This window comes from Paenibacillus sp. JT22N15 (genome assembly GCF_059383755.1).
The window spans coordinates 663,900-680,047 of sequence record NZ_JBXENV010000001.1 but is presented as its reverse complement, the minus strand read 5'-3'; the positions used below and the strand labels follow the sequence as shown (position 1 = coordinate 680,047).

16 protein-coding genes are annotated in these 16,148 nt (G+C 48.9%); 12 read left to right on the top strand and 4 right to left on the bottom strand.

Annotated elements, in window-relative coordinates; all coding sequences use genetic code 11:
* Nucleotides 1-62: 62 nt before the first annotated feature.
* Nucleotides 63-389, bottom strand: a complete 327-nt coding sequence (locus AC50X8_RS03010; protein ID WP_494857811.1) for a winged helix-turn-helix transcriptional regulator — start codon at nucleotides 387-389, stop codon at nucleotides 63-65.
* Between the two features lie 237 nt (nucleotides 390-626).
* Between AC50X8_RS03010 and AC50X8_RS03005 the strand changes: the two genes are divergently transcribed.
* The 3 genes from AC50X8_RS03005 (at nucleotide 627) to AC50X8_RS02995 (ending at nucleotide 3,646) form a co-directional block, all read left to right on the top strand.
* Nucleotides 627-1,388: a GTP cyclohydrolase II gene (locus AC50X8_RS03005; RefSeq protein ID WP_494878520.1), complete on the top strand. Its 762-nt coding sequence runs from the start codon at nucleotides 627-629 to the stop codon at nucleotides 1,386-1,388.
* A gap of 164 nt (nucleotides 1,389-1,552) precedes the next feature.
* Complete coding sequence (locus AC50X8_RS03000; RefSeq protein ID WP_155973097.1) at nucleotides 1,553-2,572, top strand: hypothetical protein; 1,020 nt, start codon at nucleotides 1,553-1,555, stop codon at nucleotides 2,570-2,572.
* Nucleotides 2,573-2,683: 111 nt separating this feature from the next.
* Nucleotides 2,684-3,646, top strand: a complete 963-nt coding sequence (locus AC50X8_RS02995; RefSeq protein WP_046233068.1) for an aldolase catalytic domain-containing protein — start codon at nucleotides 2,684-2,686, stop codon at nucleotides 3,644-3,646.
* Nucleotides 3,647-3,744: 98 nt separating this feature from the next.
* Here the strand turns inward: AC50X8_RS02995 and AC50X8_RS02990 are convergent, their stop codons facing one another.
* Together AC50X8_RS02990 and AC50X8_RS02985 are read right to left on the bottom strand one after the other, a co-directional pair.
* A complete protein-coding gene (locus AC50X8_RS02990; RefSeq protein WP_494878692.1) occupies nucleotides 3,745-4,179 on the bottom strand; it encodes a GNAT family N-acetyltransferase in 435 nt (144 codons plus the stop codon).
* Between the two features lie 42 nt (nucleotides 4,180-4,221).
* Nucleotides 4,222-4,536, bottom strand: coding sequence for a hypothetical protein (locus AC50X8_RS02985; RefSeq protein WP_056034340.1), 315 nt, complete (start codon nucleotides 4,534-4,536; stop codon nucleotides 4,222-4,224).
* Between the two features lie 147 nt (nucleotides 4,537-4,683).
* Here AC50X8_RS02985 and AC50X8_RS02980 point away from each other — a divergent pair, with 147 nt between their 5' ends.
* On the top strand, nucleotides 4,684-6,009 hold the full coding sequence (locus AC50X8_RS02980; RefSeq protein WP_494878518.1) for a VWA domain-containing protein: 1,326 nt from the start codon (nucleotides 4,684-4,686) through the stop codon (nucleotides 6,007-6,009).
* Here AC50X8_RS02980 and AC50X8_RS02975 read toward each other — a convergent pair.
* Complete coding sequence (locus AC50X8_RS02975) at nucleotides 5,987-6,190, bottom strand: hypothetical protein (RefSeq protein ID WP_494878516.1); 204 nt, start codon at nucleotides 6,188-6,190, stop codon at nucleotides 5,987-5,989. The genes AC50X8_RS02980 and AC50X8_RS02975 overlap by 23 nt on opposite strands.
* Before the next feature lie 217 nt (nucleotides 6,191-6,407).
* Here AC50X8_RS02975 and AC50X8_RS02970 point away from each other — a divergent pair, with 217 nt between their 5' ends.
* The 8 genes from AC50X8_RS02970 (at nucleotide 6,408) to pheT (ending at nucleotide 15,847) form a co-directional block, all read left to right on the top strand.
* Nucleotides 6,408-7,781, top strand: coding sequence for a copper resistance D family protein (locus tag AC50X8_RS02970; RefSeq protein ID WP_494878514.1), 1,374 nt, complete (start codon nucleotides 6,408-6,410; stop codon nucleotides 7,779-7,781).
* 22 nt (nucleotides 7,782-7,803) lie between these two features.
* Nucleotides 7,804-8,664: a sensor histidine kinase gene (locus AC50X8_RS02965; protein WP_056034349.1), complete on the top strand. Its 861-nt coding sequence runs from the start codon at nucleotides 7,804-7,806 to the stop codon at nucleotides 8,662-8,664.
* Nucleotides 8,665-8,720: 56 nt separating this feature from the next.
* The gene (locus AC50X8_RS02960; RefSeq protein WP_056034351.1) at nucleotides 8,721-9,107 is read left to right on the top strand and encodes a RidA family protein; all 387 of its coding nucleotides are present in this window, start codon (nucleotides 8,721-8,723) and stop codon (nucleotides 9,105-9,107) included.
* 140 nt (nucleotides 9,108-9,247) lie between these two features.
* A complete protein-coding gene (locus AC50X8_RS02955; RefSeq protein WP_494878512.1) occupies nucleotides 9,248-9,823 on the top strand; it encodes a dihydrofolate reductase family protein in 576 nt (191 codons plus the stop codon).
* Nucleotides 9,824-10,062: 239 nt separating this feature from the next.
* On the top strand, nucleotides 10,063-10,986 hold the full coding sequence (locus AC50X8_RS02950; RefSeq protein WP_056034357.1) for a dihydrodipicolinate synthase family protein: 924 nt from the start codon (nucleotides 10,063-10,065) through the stop codon (nucleotides 10,984-10,986).
* Between the two features lie 138 nt (nucleotides 10,987-11,124).
* A complete protein-coding gene (locus tag AC50X8_RS02945) occupies nucleotides 11,125-11,931 on the top strand; it encodes a copper amine oxidase N-terminal domain-containing protein (protein ID WP_494878510.1) in 807 nt (268 codons plus the stop codon).
* A 415-nt stretch (nucleotides 11,932-12,346) separates the two neighbouring features.
* Complete coding sequence (gene pheS, locus AC50X8_RS02940) at nucleotides 12,347-13,378, top strand: phenylalanine--tRNA ligase subunit alpha (RefSeq protein WP_494857828.1); 1,032 nt, start codon at nucleotides 12,347-12,349, stop codon at nucleotides 13,376-13,378.
* A 24-nt stretch (nucleotides 13,379-13,402) separates the two neighbouring features.
* Complete coding sequence (gene pheT, locus AC50X8_RS02935) at nucleotides 13,403-15,847, top strand: phenylalanine--tRNA ligase subunit beta (RefSeq protein ID WP_494878508.1); 2,445 nt, start codon at nucleotides 13,403-13,405, stop codon at nucleotides 15,845-15,847.
* Nucleotides 15,848-16,148 lie beyond the last annotated feature (301 nt).

The window sequence follows — 16,148 nt, the reverse complement described above, 5'->3', positions numbered from 1 at the left end:
CCACTCCGAAAACACAAAACAACCCCGGCCCGATGGAGGGCCGAGGCTGCTTCGTTAACCTTTTACTTGGATATGGACATAGGCGCTACCCAATTGGATGACCATTGCTGCAATTCGCGAATGACCGGCTCCAGTGCGTGTCCCTTTTCAGTGAGCGAATATTCAATGCGAACTGGAATGTCTGGAAAGACGGCGCGGCTTACAATGCCCTCAACTTCAAGATCCTTAAGCCGCTCAGACAGCAGTCTGCCGCTAATGGGAAGGGCGCCTTGAATGCAGCTGAAGCGCTGCGGCCCGGACAGCAACTGATAAATGATCAAGCCGGTCCATCGTTTGCTTATAATGTCCATCCCTTTGTGCAGGCGCGGACAAAGCCCGGATTTCTCCATGTAGATCACCTCATTATAACTTGCTATTAAGTATAGCTTTAATAGTATTTATATACAAGCAAACTTTTTGAACGCTCATAACTTGACGTAATGGAATTTCAAATATATAATTAGTTACTAATGGTAAGCGAAAATTTGTTCCCCTATGATTGTTAATAAGGCAAGGTGCATGTATAGCAGATGAAGCTTAGCCTTTCAACCTATTATATCAAATACAGATGAAGAAGGTGCACACTAATGATTAAACCATCCATTCGTTCTATTATAAATGACAAAATAAAAACAATTGAAGGCGATTCATACGATATCCACGTTGTCGGACCGATTCAGCTCCCGGTTGAGCTTGATGGCGAGACGAAGATTTTCCAGTGGTACAGCTGGCTGAAGCGTGAGAAAAATAGCGCGCAGGACGAAGCAGATCTATACAGCGAGCTGGCAAATGGGCATTATGCGGAGCTTCAGCAATCCAGCGTGCTCGTCTATGGCGATTTTGCCGAAGGCGAAGATGCGCTGATTCGCATGCACAGCATTTGCCATACGGGCGATATTTTTGGCAGCCAACGCTGTGATTGCGGCTTTCAGCTTAAGCAGTCGATGCGAATGATTACCGAGCATGGAACGGGTGCCTTATTTTATTTGGCCAATCATGAAGGCCGTGGCATTGGCTTGTTCAGCAAGGCAATGGCTTACCTGCTTCAAGAGGAAGGACTGGATACGGTTGATGCGAACTTGGAGCTGGGCTTTGCCGAGGACGCTCGCGATTACAGCGAATCCATTGCTGTCTTGAAGCTGCTTCGCTCGCAGCCCGTATCGATTATTACGAACAACCCGCGCAAAGTGGAGGCGCTTCGTGATGCTGGCATGCACATTGCCCGCCGTGTTCCGCTTTGGGGCCAAACCTCGGTCTACAATGAGAAGTATTTGACAACAAAGGTTGTGAAGTCAGGGCATTATTCGGCCGAAGCCCTGCATGAGGATAACCAGGTCAAAGCGCTGTAAGTTCAGGAGATATTTTGAAGATAAGTTAAGGATACGGATGTGTTTTAAAAAAAGTTTGCGCGGAGGCCTGCTTCCGCGCTTTTTTGCCGTAACTTCCGCTCTGTTCATGCGTCTATTGGATATTGACGATAATGTGGCATATACTATTAGGGTGAGAGGGCCAGGTGAACATGACGATTGAGGTGAATAACGACGTGCGTAGTCGTAACTATAGATGGAATGTTTTAGTTCTTATTTTTGCATTATTCATTGCAGGCTGCAGCGGCAACAATAAAAATACAGAGGAACGACGGGATTCCCATGCTGGGGCTCAAGTTTCGCCAGTCGTTCAAGGTGTCCCCCAAGAGAAAGACAATTTGCTGGAGCAATACCGCCAGACGGTGCAAAATGCGAAGGAGCCGTTCGAAATTGTATCATTCCTGAACGAAAATATGTCGAAAGCGGGACAGGAGCGGGCGGATACGATGATACGCGAGCTGAATGCGTATTATAACAATGATCTAGAACGAACGCAGGACGCTTTTTTTGAAAATAATGTGCAGGAGGTGCTGCTCCAGCAGCAATGGCCGATTACGGCTTCCAACGCCGCCGAAATTCAGGATGCCGCTGTGAAGCAGCTTGTTATTACGAAGCTGATGGGCGGCTACAAGCTGATTATGGTAGAGGGCACCATTTATCCGATCATTGATTTTGAATTGCAAAAGGTTTACAAAAATTACGTATCACAGCAGATGAACGATTATATTTTTTTGCGGGCGGTAGAATCCAATGAGGTATCAGCGAAGGATGCCGGACTGATCATAACGTGGGACAAGCTGGCGAATCGCGCCGTTTTGTCGGAAAACTATATTAAGACGTACCCAAACTCAGCAGAGCGCCCGGAAATCGAGCAGCTTTATTTAAACAGCTACTTATCGATGTATATTTATGGCCTCAATAATACGCCCATATTCGATATGGAAACGTATCGGCTGCTCAGCGAGGTCAAGGCGAGCTATCAAAAGCTGGTGAAGGAGCACCCGGAAACGGTAACAGCTCAAATTGTGTCTCAGTTTTTGGATGTGCTGGCGACGACGGATGAGCAAGTTTACAACCGGATCAATGGACAGCAGATGGATATCCGGGCGGTCAAGCAATTTCATGAACGTTTTCAGGCGAAAGCAGAAGAGCTGCTTGGTGCTTAAAAAGGCCGATTTATGACGTCAGAAACGGGCAAATTTCTTTTGCGTTTCATAGGCATTTCAAGTATGATGGATGTTAAAGATTAGCGACGTACAGTCAGAAGGAGCCTTTACATGAATTCAAAAACAAGTCATTGTAAAATCGTCGATTGCACTATTCGCGATGGCGGATTAGTAAACAACTGGGATTTCAGCGTAGAGTTTGTCCAGCACTTGTACAAAAGCCTGAACGATGCTGGCGTTGATTATATGGAAATTGGCTATAAAAACTCGCCAAAGCTGCTCAAAGGCGCAGAAAGTGCCGGTCCTTGGCGTTTTCTGGATGACGAGTTTCTGAGAACCGTTATTCCTAACAAAGGAACTACGAAGCTGTCTGCACTCGTTGACGTAGGCCGTGTAGACGAGAACGATATTTTGCCACGCAGCGAAAGCTTGCTTGATCTTATCCGTGTCGCTTGTTATGCGAAAGATGTGGACAAGGGTCTTGAGCTGGTTAAACTATTCAGTGACCGTGGCTATGAGACGACGCTGAACATTATGGCCTTGTCGAATGTAATGGAAAACCAACTGCTGGAAGCGTTCGAATTGATCAATGACAGCGTTGTTGATGTTGTGTACATCGTCGATTCCTACGGCAGCCTGAAGCCGAATGATGTAAGCTACTTGACGGAAAAGTTCCGCAAGTATCTTCCAAACAAACGTCTGGGCGCGCATATGCACAACAATTTGCAGCTAGCATTCGCTAATACGCTTATTGCTGCTGAGGGCGGCGTCGAGCTGCTTGATTCGTCCGTATATGGCATGGGCCGCGCAGCAGGCAACTGCAACACAGAACTGCTCGTATCCCAACTGCAAAACCCAAGATACAAAACACGCCCAGTACTCGATATGATCGAGAAATACATGATTCCGCTTCGTGAGAAGGAAGAGTGGGGCTACATTATTCCTTATATGATTACTGGTATTTTGGACGAGCATCCGCGTTCGGCAATGGCGCTTCGCGATTCCGAGGACAAGGATAAAGCGGTTGATTTCTATGACCGTATGACAACGCCAGAATTATCGCATAGCAAATAATAGCTGCCTTACAGCAGCTATACAATTGAAAAGCCCTGGAAAGTCCGTCCATGTTGGAAGGCGGCTGTCCAGGGCTTTTTGTATTGGATTGACGGGCTTTAGGCCTGCTGTACAAGCTGCTTGGTCATCGTGACATGAGGCATGCCTTCCTCCAAAAAAATCTCCGAAACCGTGCGATAGCCCAGTTTGATGTAGAAGCCTTCTGCATGGGTTTGGGCATTTAGCTTGGCAGCGGTAAGTCCTTGGGCTGCGGCTGCTTGCTCCATCGCTTCGACGATGATTTTACCAATGCCAAGCTTGCGGTAGTCTGCCAAAATGCAAATGCGCTCCAGCTTGGCTGCACCGCCCACTACTCGTATTCTTCCTGCTCCTACTGGCACTTGATCGCTGAGGGCAAGCAGGTGCTGGGCCGTATCTTCAAATTCATCATATTCATTGGCAGCAGGGACGCCCTGCTCGTCAACAAATACGCTGCGCCGTACTTCAAATACGGCATTCCGGTCTTCCTGATTTTGAACCAGACGTGTAGTAATAGACATGTCAGTTAATTCCTCCTTTTTTCAATATTTCCACGATTATTGTTCGTTATTTATAAGACGCAATTCGCCTTCGCCGCGAATCGCTGCCGCATAATGCTTCTCATTGGGGTGGAAATAAGCGGTACCTTCGAATTTGCGATTGTCCAATGAGGTGACGCGCAGCTCAATTCGGATGTCCTCGCTTTGATTGAACCATTTCAATACATCGGCATCTGCAATGCCGTTCGCATCGACGTACCACAAAGCCGAGCCAAAGTCTGTCACTAAAAATAAGTCGGCATTTGTAAAAGTAAGCTGACGAGTCCCCTGCTGATAGGTCATTTCAATATTGGTTAACGCTATCGTTTCCATCCGTTTATCCTCCTAAGAAAAACGCCGCATATGGTCTGGACAAGCCAGCGCTGCAGCCTGTTAATCATTTTAATGTTGAATATGCTTTTATGCAACAATCATTGCCCCGCAATCGTCTAATGGAAAAAGATAGAAGGGGGATTTAAGATGCAAAATACAAATAAACTCATCTTAATTCGCACAATGGTCATCATTATCGCTTTCATGCTGGCAGCAGCTTGCTCTGGCAGCATGAATAACGGCTCTGATCGGAGTAATTCCACGAAACCGGGGGATACAGCAACAGGAGATAACACAACGGAAGATACTGTAACTAAAAATGCTGAAGATAGCGGAGGGGACCAAGCACCAAGCAAAGGCGAAACAACGGAGCCTGCTCCTGAAAGTGAACGCAGAGAAAGTGGAGACAGGCGTTATACTTCGCAACAGGCGGAAGTGAAGGCAGGACAGCTTACAGCTGGTGAATGGGATGATTTGGCCGCATGGCAGCGCTTCGGCAATTTGCTCAATAGCAAAGAGGGCGATGACAATGCCCGCTATTGGTCGTTTCACGCTTTTAACCGGCTTGAGGTCGTTGTGACATCAGGCGGGCGTGCAGTATCCGATGCTGTTGTAAAGCTAGGTGACAATCAGCGCGAGCAAGTATGGGAAGCGCGTACAAATACGGATGGAAAAGCTTATTTATTTGCCGGACTTTATAATAAAGAACAAAACGATAAGCAAAGCCATTATAAAGTCGAGGTGCAGGCAGGCCAGTACCAAAAGAGCATAGACCAGATTAGCCTGCCGGAGCAAGGCACGCTCAAGGTTGATTTGGGAGGCGAAGCTGAGCTCGCCAATTCAGTCGATATTATGTTTGTTGTGGATACGACAGGCTCAATGGAGGATGAGCTGCGCTATTTGGAGGCCGAGCTGAAGGATGTAATCGGCAGGGTAGGCGAGCAGCATGGCCAGCAATTGGATATACGGCTCAGTGCCAATTTTTATAAGGATAAATTTGATGATTATACGGTGAAGTCGTTTCCGTTTACGAAGGATGTCGATCAGGTGGTCCGGAAATTGGCAGCGGAAAAGGCTGATGGCGGCGGCGATTATCCCGAAGCGGTGGATGCAGCGCTGCGCGATGCCATTCATGGACATGACTGGAGCGACCAGGCGAGGACAAGGCTGTTGTTCCTCGTATTGGATGCTCCGCCGCATTATAACACTAAAGTAGTTAATGAAATTCAGGAGCTGATCCAAACGGCAGCGGCCGAGGGCATCCGTATAATTCCCGTCGCCTCCAGCGGTGTAGATGTACAAACGGAATATTTGCTGCGCTTTATGGCGGTGGCGACGGGAGGGACATACTTGTTTTTGACGGATGACAGCGGAATAGGCGGCGGCCACTTGGAGCCTGCTGCCGGGGAATACGAGGTGAAGCCGCTTAACGATCTGCTAGTTGAAATGATTAATCGGTACGTTCAGCCGTAATATCATGCTCATAGTTATAAGCAATTAGAGTAATGGCTGCTCCGGTTTGGTCGGACAGCCGTTGCTCTAATTGTTTTATTTCTGCAAGGGCATCCTCATTATGATTCAAATCAGCGATTGTGTAGCTGCTGTTAAACACCATGTAGGCATTTCCTCCTCCTGTACATAGTTGATTGTACATATATGATGCCGTTCCTTCTCTTTCATGATGCACGCTCCAAGGGTAGGTTATACAATGTTTCAGCCGTGCCTTGTGAATTGTCCTTTGCTGTCTTGTAGGGTAAAATGTTGCAAGAGGATAACTGAAGGAAGGGATTTGCAGCATGATTTTAAAATTAATTTCCCGGAGCAAACAGCTTATACAACATTCACCTGCCAGAATATCATCTTTGTATGCGGTGCTGGCTTTGCTTCTGCTTAGCGCTGTGCTGTTAGCTGGCCTCATGCCAGCCGATGCACATGCAGCGCGAATCTTAGAGCCTAAGCAGATTTCTGGTGCTTTCCCAACACTGGCGGCAAGCTTTAATCCGCATGAGCAGGTTGGACATGACCAGATGGAAAATATGGAACACGGCCATGACAGTGGACTTAGTGTCGGCACAGCCTTATTTTATACAGCAAGAATTGTGTATTACACCGCGCTGCTGCTGGCGGCCGGAATGATGCTGTGGTTCAGCGGCATTCGCTCAGGAAGCGATGAACAGCGCAAACGAATGCAGCAATGGAGCCTGCCAATGATGCGGGTGCTGCTGCTGGCTTCTCTAATGTATGTATTCGCCAGTGCGAGAAGCTTGATGGAAGGCTACGGAGGCGGAGGGGCGGAATGGGTGAGGCTGTTCACCGAAACGAATACCGGCCAAGCTTGGCTTGCGCTTCTTATCTTGTCGCTACTTGGCTTTGTCGTTATTAAAGCAAACGATACATTCAAGCTCATCTGGGCGCTGCTGCTGCTTGCTATTGAGAGCTGGAGCGGCCATGTGGCGGCGCTGCAGTCGAATATGAATTTGGGCATCGTGCTTGATTTTATCCATCTCGCTTGTGCGGCTGTATGGAGCGGGGGCTTGATGATTTTGCTGGGCTTATGGTTTGTTGATCGGAAGGAAGCAGGGCGGTTTGCAGAACGCTTCACGACAGCAGCTTGGATATCCATGGCGCTGCTTATCATTACGGGTGCGGCGATTACGCTGTTGCTGCTGCCAAGCCTGTCCTATTTATTTTATACAAGCTGGGGCATATGGCTAATTGTGAAAATCGCGCTGGTCGCGCTCGTCATCGTCACAGGCGCTTTGCTTCGGGCCCGTGTTCGGCGGGGGGAGCTGCCACACGGCTTGATGCTGAAAGTGGATGCAGGCTTAATGCTGGCGATCACGCTCATTGTCGGCGTGTTCACCTATATGAGCCCACTACCAGACAATACGCCAGTCCGATTTCATAAGATGGGGGAAACGCGACATTTTACCGTTAATATAACGCCTAATGAGCCAGGAACGAATCAATTCGAGGTGAAAATATGGCTGCCGGAGCAGCTGGGAGAGCCTTCTGAAGTAAAGCTGGTGCTGCATTCGCGTGACAGACAGCAGCTTGCGCCACTTGAGGTGCCGCTGGCGATTTTTGAGGATAAGTCGTATGAATCGTTTCCTGGTTTTGTGAGAACGTCGTACCATGCAGAGCAAATGGACATCCCATTCCCCGGGAAATGGACGGCCGAGCTGCAAGTGGTCGATAAGAGTGGGGAAAAGGTGGAAGAAAGCATCGATTTTGAAAACTATTAATGCAAGCTGGGAGCGGTAGCGAGTGTCATATCGATGGTTGAAATGGTTGATCTTGTGGATTCCAACACTTATAATTGGGCTTTGGGAATATGTCCGGCATGCGTTCCTGCTGCCATACATTTCAATGGATTTGGGCAATGTGCTTGCTCCTGTGCTCGTGTTTCTAGTTACACTGACGCTGCTGCGCGGTTTGTTCAAGCGTTTAGAGCTAATGCAGGATGCGCTGCAGCGCGAACGGCTGTCGAAATCTTCATTTGAGCAGCGCGAGAAGCTGGCGCGTGAGCTGCATGATGGCATTTCGCAGTCGTTGTTTCTGCTTTCCGTGAAGCTGGATAGCTTGGAGCACGCCCATACACCGGAGGGTGTTCGTCAGACGACTGAACAAATTCGTGGAACAGTCCGGCACGTGTATGAGGATGTTCGCCAGTCCATTGCCAACTTGAAATCGTCAACAGCTGCAAGTCCTGCTGAAGGGCCTTGGCGAGCAGCCATTCATTCCCTTGCCGAGGAGCTGCGGGAAGCTGGGGGCTATACTGCTGAAGTTAATTGGCAATTGTCTGAGCATGCGCTGTCGGACAAAGAGAAGGTCGAGCTGATGGCAATTGTGCGCGAGGCGCTGATGAATATTCGCAAGCATACACATGAGGCGCATGTGAGCATCGCCTGTTATCCGCTTGAAGGCGGAGCACTGGGCAGCTTTCATTGTATCGTAGCGGATACAGGGCGAGGGGCAGACGCCGAGCAGTTGGAGGCGAAAGGCCGCTATGGCATTCGCATGATGCGTGAACGAGCAAAGCAGATGGGCTGGACGCTTCGTGTAAAGAGCGAGCGGGACCAAGGAACTTGTGTGGAAATAGCAACGGAGCCTTTAAGCGACAGTTAGCATGAAGACAACGATTAAAAGGAAGCACAAATGATAATGTGGGGAGAGTGAGCAGGTTGAGCAGAAAACAGGTATTTACAGGTTCTCCATGGGAGCCGCTTGTCGGCTACTGCCGCGCCATTCGTGTTGGCAACCGGATTGAGGTCGCAGGAACGACGGCGATGAAAGATGGCGAAGTAGTAGGCAAAGGAGATCCATACGAGCAAGCTCGGTTTGTGCTGCAAACGATCGAGAAAGCTTTGGCTGAACTAGGGGCGAGCATGTCCGATGTTGTGCGGACAAGAATGTTCGTTACCGACATTTCAAAATGGGAAGAAATCGGCAAGGCGCATGGCGAGTTTTTCCGCACGATTCAACCAGCATCCACGATGGTAGAAGTCAAAGCACTCATTGATCCGCTATTATTGGTCGAAATAGAGGCCGAAGCCATTATTCAACAATAGGCGAGTCTAAAAACAGCTCCTTGCTCATCGTAAAGATGGACGGAGCTGTTTTTCGTTGCTTTTGTTTAGGCTTTGTTAAACCTTAATAATGTAGTAAATGTATAATGTAGATATCCCTCATGAACAAAGGAGAACTGAAAATGAGAAAACTCGTTCTATTTCTGCACGCATCGCTTGACGGTTTTGTAGAAGGGCCGAATGGTGAAATGGACATTGGCTGGGTTTCCTACGATGCTGATTTGGAGAAACACGCGAAAGAAATTCTGAATACTGCCGACACTGTCATTTGGGGGCGTGGGACTTATCAGATGATGCACAGTTACTGGCCATCTGTGCCTTCGAACCCATCAGCTTCGCAGCATGAACGGAATCATGCCGAGTGGATCGAAAAGACAGCCAAAATCGTTTTTTCCACGACGCTAGAGAAAGTCGAATGGAATAATTCCAGACTCGTGAAAGAAGATGTCGAGAAAGAGATCAATAACCTCAAACAGCAGCCAGGCAAGGATATGGTCATCCTCGGTAGCCCTAGGTTCGCACACCACCTTATGCAGCTTGATTTAATTGATGAATATAAAATTACGGTTTCTCCCGTCCTGATCGGTAAGGGATTGCCGTTATTCCAAGGTCTCAAGGAGAAGATCAATCTTAAGCTAATCGAAAACAAGACCTTTGATTCTGGAGCCATAGGTCTCGTTTACCAGACGGTAAGATGACCTTGTCACTTAAGGTGATTACGCTAAACGGGAGACGTTAGCTCAATTAACCGCCTTTTCGCAAAGGCGGTTTTCTTATGGTCATAAATCAACATTAGAATTTAACATAGCCTTTGTTTAAAAATAATATATTTTCAGAGGTGTTGTTTAAATATCAGTGCAAATAAGTTAAAGCGGTTTCAAAGCCTATATATCTGTTGTAACATGTAGGGGATCAAAATGTGAAGGGCGGGGTTTAAATGCAAGTGAAGCAAGCACCGAAAGGCGTCTGGCCCGTTATGCTTACACCGTTTACCAAGGATAATGAGGTTGATTATCCGGCTCTGGAACAGCTGATTAATTGGTACATAGACAATGGCGTGCATGGGTTGTTTGCGGTTTGCTTGTCCAGTGAAATGCTTCATCTCTCTTTGGAGGAAAGGGTAGCGGTAGCGCGCTTCGTGCAGGAAAAGACGGCGGGAAGAGTGCCTGTCGTGGCTTCAGGCCACATTTCGGAGTCCTTTCAGCAGCAGCTTGAGGAGATTAGGCAAATTTCAGCAACGGGCGTGGATGCCTTCGTACTCGTAACGAACCGTCTGGCTGCCGAGGATGAAGATGAAGAAGCTTGGAAAAAACGTGCGCAAACGATTTTGGAGACGTTCCCTGATGTGACCTTTGGGCTTTATGAATGTCCAATTCCTTATCACCGCCTATTGTCGCCAGAGCTTGTCAAATGGTGTGCAGAGACGGGCAGATTTACTTTTATGAAGGAATGCAGCAACAATCTGGAGCAAATTAAAGCGAAAATCAAGGCAGCGGAAGGCACTCCGCTTAACATATTTGTAGCGAACAATCCTCATGTACTTGAAGTAATGCAATTGGGTGGCGGCGGATACAGCGGCATGCTCGCCAGTTTCCAGCCTGATTTGTATGCTTGGCTGACGGACAACTGGGACAAGCAGCCGGATAAAGCTGAATGGCTGCAAAACTATCTCGGAGCATCCTGTCTCTATGAAGGCCGTCATTATCATATCGGCACCCGCTATTATTTGCAGCTTGAAGGGCTGGAAATTACGCTGAAAAGCCGCTCGAAAAAAGCATCGGATTTCAAAGTGACACATGAGCGCGAAATCGAGCAGTTCAGGAAATTCAATCAATTTGTCAAGCAGACTTTATTAGAATAGCGGCTGCTTGAAGCAGGCGGCGCCATCTTTCAAAGATGGCGCTTTTTTGCTAGCTAAGTAACTTTTTTAGATGCTCCACGTCTAAATAATTTACAGAGATAAGACAACCGCTACTTTTTGATGACGGAGGTTATGATGATGTTGAAAAAATTCGCGTTGGGCTTAATGGCAGCGGCACTGCTGGCTCTTCCAGCCCTTTCGGCACCTGTTTTTGCGGCTGATCGGCCTATAGAGCTTACGAATGGAAAATTGAAGGACAACCGGATGCTTATTCCGCTGCGCGATGTTGCACAAAATATGGGGGCTGCTGTAGAGTGGAGCCAGAAGCTTCAAACGATTGAAATCCAAAAAGACGATATTGAAATGCTTCTTACGATTAACTCAAAAAAGGTGCTTGTCAATCAAGCTGAAACGGAGCTCGACGTACCGGCGCAATTAATCAACAACACGACCTATGTTCCTCTGCGGTTCGTCAGCCAAATGCTGGGTGCAAGTGTAGACTGGAATTCATATGGCCAAGTCGCAACGATTACATTCGAAGGGAAGCAGCTTGTTGTATATGTGGAGCCGGTTAAGCTTTTGGCCGCTGAAAAAGCATCGGCAGCCCGCCTGAAGCAGCTGTCTGATAAATTAAACGAAGCAGCCGATGTATCATCCGTGAAGCAGATTCGCACTTATTTCAAGCCTTATTTTACCGACCGACTCATTAATGTCATTATTCAAAATAAAGGCCTAGAGTATAATTATACGTTTAAAGATCCAGTAACGTCTGGCAGCTATAGAACCAAAACAACAGGAAGCTTTCTTCAATCGCTGGACATTGGCCATGATGCTTGGGAAACGGAATTCATTATGCGAGGCACTAAAATAATCAAGGTGAATGGCATATGGAAGGCGGATAGCGTCAGCTTTACCAAAGGCAAAAATCCGATTTCGGGAGCTTAACTCGGGCAAATTGCGTGCCAGTTATTGCATCGCGCCATTCATTTGCTTATAATGTAAAAGATATTGTATCCATATGAGTTGAAATGCTGAGACGGAGAAAAGTAAGCAGTGCCTTCACACAGGGAGAAGTCGCCATGGATTGAGAGCGTCTTTCGTGAAAACAGGCTGTCTGAAGTTCACTCCTGAGCAGACTTCTGAACCCGGCGTGGCGCCAGCAGGTGCTGCATGCCCGCAAGTAGGAATGTTTCGGTTCCCGCCGTTAACGGGATTGAGGAGCAAGCTAGTGCTATCCCTGTCCGTACAGAGAGGGAATAAGCAGATTGTTCGAATTAGGGTGGTACCACGGTTCTTTCGTCCCTTGCGGGAAGAAGGGGCCTTTTTTGTTTGTTCAAAAGAATGAGGAGGCGAGCATCAGATGAAGGAACGTTTGGAGGCTTTGCGCGGCGAAGCGCTGCAGGAGCTGCAGCAGGTAGACAATCCGCAAGTGCTTAACGACCTGCGGGTAAAATATTTAGGGAAAAAAGGCGCACTAACCGAAATTTTGCGCGGCATGGGCGGACTTAGCGCCGAGGAGCGTCCGATTATCGGCCAAGTCGGCAATGACGTGCGTACGGCGATTGAAGCCGTTATTGAAGAGAAGCAGGCGGTATTCCAGCAAGCGGAGACGGAAGCGCGCTTGCGCGGCGAGACGATCGATGTGACGCTGCCGGGTAAAGCATTGCCAACTGGAGCCGTACATCCGCTAAACAAGGTAGCCCAGGAAATTGAAAATATTTTCATCGGGCTCGGCTATACGATTGCGGAAGGCCCAGAAGTAGAGACGGATTATTACAACTTCGAGGCATTGAACCTGCCGAAAAACCATCCGGCGCGCGATATGCAGGATTCGTTTTACATTACCGACGATATTTTGATGCGTACGCAAACATCCCCGGTTCAAGTGAGAACGATGCAAGCGATGAAAGGCAAGCCGATCAAAGTTATTTGTCCAGGCAAAGTATACCGCCGCGATGATGACGATGCGACGCATTCCTTCCAGTTCAATCAAATTGAAGGTCTTGTCATTGCGCCTAACATTCGCATGAGCGATCTGAAAGGCACGCTGCTGCAATTTGCCCAGCAAATGTTCGGCTCGCAAACGCAAATCCGTCTTCGTCCAAGCTTCTTCCCATTCACGGAGCCAAGCGCGGAGGTTGACGTAAGCTGTGCGCAATGCGGCGGACATGGCTGCCGGATGTGCAAGCAGACGGGCTGGCTGGAAATTCTCGGCTGCGGCATGGTGCACCCGCGCGTACTGGAGATGGGCGGCTACGATCCGAACGAAGTGAGCGGATTCGCCTTCGGCATGGGTGTAGAGCGAATTGCGCTGCTGAAATACGGCATTGACGATATTCGTCATTTCTATACGAACGATCTTCGGTTTTTACAACAATTCGCGAAAATGTAGCAGGAAAGGAAGGGGAGCAAAGCGATGAAAATTTCGTATCAATGGTTGAATGAATATGTTGATTTATCTGGCTTTACGGGCGCAGAACTTGCCGAAAAAATGACGCGCGGAGGCATTGAGATCGACGAGGTGGAATCCCGCAACAAGGGAGTGACAGGCGTCGTTGTCGGCTATGTCAAATCGCGCGAGAAGCATCCGGATGCGGATAAGCTGAACGTGTGCAAAGTAGATGTAGGCACAGGCGAAGAACTGCAAATCGTCTGCGGAGCCAAAAATGTCGATGCGGGACAGCTCGTTCCAGTCGCTACCGTTGGAGCAAAGCTGCCGGGCGATTTGCATATTAAGCGCGCAAAGCTGCGCGGCGTAGAATCGCAGGGCATGATCTGCTCGGCGAAAGAGCTTGGCATTAATGACAAGCTGCTGCCGAAGGAGCAGCAGGAAGGCATTCTCGTATTGCCGCCGCATACGGTAATCGGAACGCCAATCGCTGACGTGCTTGGGCTGAACGATGAGGTGCTGGAGCTGGATTTGACGCCGAACCGTTCGGATTGCCTCAGCGTAATCGGCACGGCGTATGAAATTGGCGCATTGACTGGACGCGAGGTGCGTATTCCTGAGCCGGAAATTGCTCATGCTTCCGAGCGTACAGACAGCCATGTACAAGTGACGATCAGCGCTCCTGAGCAGTGCTTCCACTACAGTGCGCGTTACATTAAAGGCGTGAAAATTGGCGAGTCTCCGCTGTGGCTGCAAAATCGCCTTATTGCCGCAGGTATTCGTCCAATCAACAACGTCGTTGACGTAACGAACTTTGTTCTGCTGGAGTATGGCCAGCCGCTTCACGCCTTTGACGCAGATCAAGTGAAAAGCGGACGAATCGACGTGCGTTTGGCGCATGAAGGCGAAACGATGCTTACGCTAGATGACCAAGAGCGCCGCCTTGAGCCGCAAATGCTCGTCATTACAGACGGCGAGAAGCCAATCGCGCTTGCGGGCGTTATGGGTGGAGCCAATTCGGAGGTAACGGGCGATACGGTTAATATTTTGCTGGAATCGGCCAGATTTGATGGTGGAACGGTTCGCAAAACATCGCGCCAATTCGGCCTTCGCTCAGAATCCAGCATTCGCTTCGAGAAGGAAGTGGACCCGGGCCGCGTTATTCCGGCGTTGAACCGCGCAGCTGCCTTGATTACGGAGCTTGCAGGCGGACTCGCTACGGAGGGCATCGTGGAAGTGACGACAGCTCCGGCGAAGCAGCAGGTCGTTGAAGTAGCTTTGGCTAAAATCAACCGCTACCTAGGCACCTCGCTTTCCAGCCTTGAAGTGCAAACGATTCTGAATCGTCTAAGCTTCGGCTATAGCGTTAGTGAAGATGACGTATTCCAAGTGGAAGTGCCATCGCGCCGAGGCGACATTTCGTATGATGTAGATTTGATTGAGGAGGTTGCCCGCCTTTACGGATATGACAACATTCCGACTACACCGATTTTCGGAGATGTAACGCCAGGGGCGCTGACGAAGCCGCAAGCGATTCGCCGCGAGCTGCGCAAGCGTCTGACGGATGCTGGCCTGCATGAAGTCATCAGCTATTCGTTCACAGGACCTGAACGGACACAGCTGTTCCCTGCCTTGTCGGGTGAAGCGACGAAGGCTGTGAAGCTGTCGATGCCGATGAGCGAGGAGCGCAGCGTGCTGCGGACGACGCTGATCGCGCAATTGCTGGAAACAGCAGCCTATAACCGCAATCGCAAAAATGAATCGGCTGTCATTTTTGAAATCGGCAGCGTATTCCACACAGAAGAAGAGAAGCTGACGCGTCTTCCTCAGGAGAAGCATCGCTTTGCGGCATTGCTGACTGGAAACCGTGTAGAGCCGCAGTGGAACCGCAAAGCTTCTGCTGTTGATTTTTATGATGCAAAGGGAGTTCTGGAAACTGTATTTGCTGTACTCGGCATTGCCGATAAGGTGAGTTATGCCGCGGCGCAGCCGGAGCATTTTCACCCGGGAAGAACGGCAGCTGTTCAACTGGAAACTGAGCATGGCACAGAAGTGATCGGCTACGTTGGTCAGCTTCACCCAACGCTGCAGCTCGAGAGCGACTTGGCAGATACGTATGTGCTGGAAATCGAGCTTGCACCGCTTTATCAGCTGGCTGGCGACGAAATCGTCTACAAGGCGCTGCCGCGTTATCCTGCGATGCAGCGTGATATTGCTGTCGTGCTGGATATGGAAGTGCCTGCAGGCGAACTGACTGCCCTCGCATGGCAAACGGCTGGCGAGCTGCTTGAGTCCGTACGCGTGTTCGACGTGTTCACAGGCGAGAAGCTGGGAGCAGGCAAAAAGAGCGTAGCGCTCTCTCTTGTATACCGTCATGCAGAACGCACGCTGACCGATGAAGAAGTGACCGAGCTGCATGGCAAGGTCGTTGCTGGATTAGAACAATCTTTTAAAGCAGAATTAAGAAAATAGGCAGGAAACCTTCCACGCCGTATCGAAATAGTTCCTTGTGGACTATCGATACGGCTTTTTGCTTTGTTTTTTAAGCTGGAGCAGGCTTTTGGGCGTTTTTTCCAGAGTGGAAGACCGTGTCGTTTTGTCATCAAAACTTGTTCTTTTTGTTAGTCGAAACATGGATAGAGATCTGCTTGGGAGTCAGTGCTGCATTTTGGGTTGAACTATAAAGATGGGTCAAGCTTTATGTCTGAGACAGAAGCAGTCGTTTACAGTTATTTTTGAAATATAGAGAAGGTATATGATGTGTCCATCCCTT

What these genes read in the sequence shown, in the direction of transcription:
- AC50X8_RS02950 (WP_056034357.1), top strand. Translation starts at nt 10,063, where the DNA reads ATGCAAGTGAAGCAAGCACCGAAAGGCGTCTGGCCCGTTATGCTTACA.
- pheS (WP_494857828.1), top strand. Translation starts at nt 12,347, where the DNA reads ATGAAGGAACGTTTGGAGGCTTTGCGCGGCGAAGCGCTGCAGGAGCTG.
- AC50X8_RS03010 (WP_494857811.1), bottom strand. Translation starts at nt 389, where the DNA reads ATGGAGAAATCCGGGCTTTGTCCGCGCCTGCACAAAGGGATGGACATT.
- AC50X8_RS02995 (WP_046233068.1), top strand. Translation starts at nt 2,684, where the DNA reads ATGAATTCAAAAACAAGTCATTGTAAAATCGTCGATTGCACTATTCGC.
- AC50X8_RS02975 (WP_494878516.1), bottom strand. Translation starts at nt 6,190, where the DNA reads ATGTACAATCAACTATGTACAGGAGGAGGAAATGCCTACATGGTGTTT.
- pheT (WP_494878508.1), top strand. Translation starts at nt 13,403, where the DNA reads ATGAAAATTTCGTATCAATGGTTGAATGAATATGTTGATTTATCTGGC.
- AC50X8_RS02985 (WP_056034340.1), bottom strand. Translation starts at nt 4,536, where the DNA reads ATGGAAACGATAGCGTTAACCAATATTGAAATGACCTATCAGCAGGGG.
- AC50X8_RS02980 (WP_494878518.1), top strand. Translation starts at nt 4,684, where the DNA reads ATGCAAAATACAAATAAACTCATCTTAATTCGCACAATGGTCATCATT.
- AC50X8_RS03005 (WP_494878520.1), top strand. Translation starts at nt 627, where the DNA reads ATGATTAAACCATCCATTCGTTCTATTATAAATGACAAAATAAAAACA.
- AC50X8_RS02945 (WP_494878510.1), top strand. Translation starts at nt 11,125, where the DNA reads ATGTTGAAAAAATTCGCGTTGGGCTTAATGGCAGCGGCACTGCTGGCT.
- AC50X8_RS02955 (WP_494878512.1), top strand. Translation starts at nt 9,248, where the DNA reads ATGAGAAAACTCGTTCTATTTCTGCACGCATCGCTTGACGGTTTTGTA.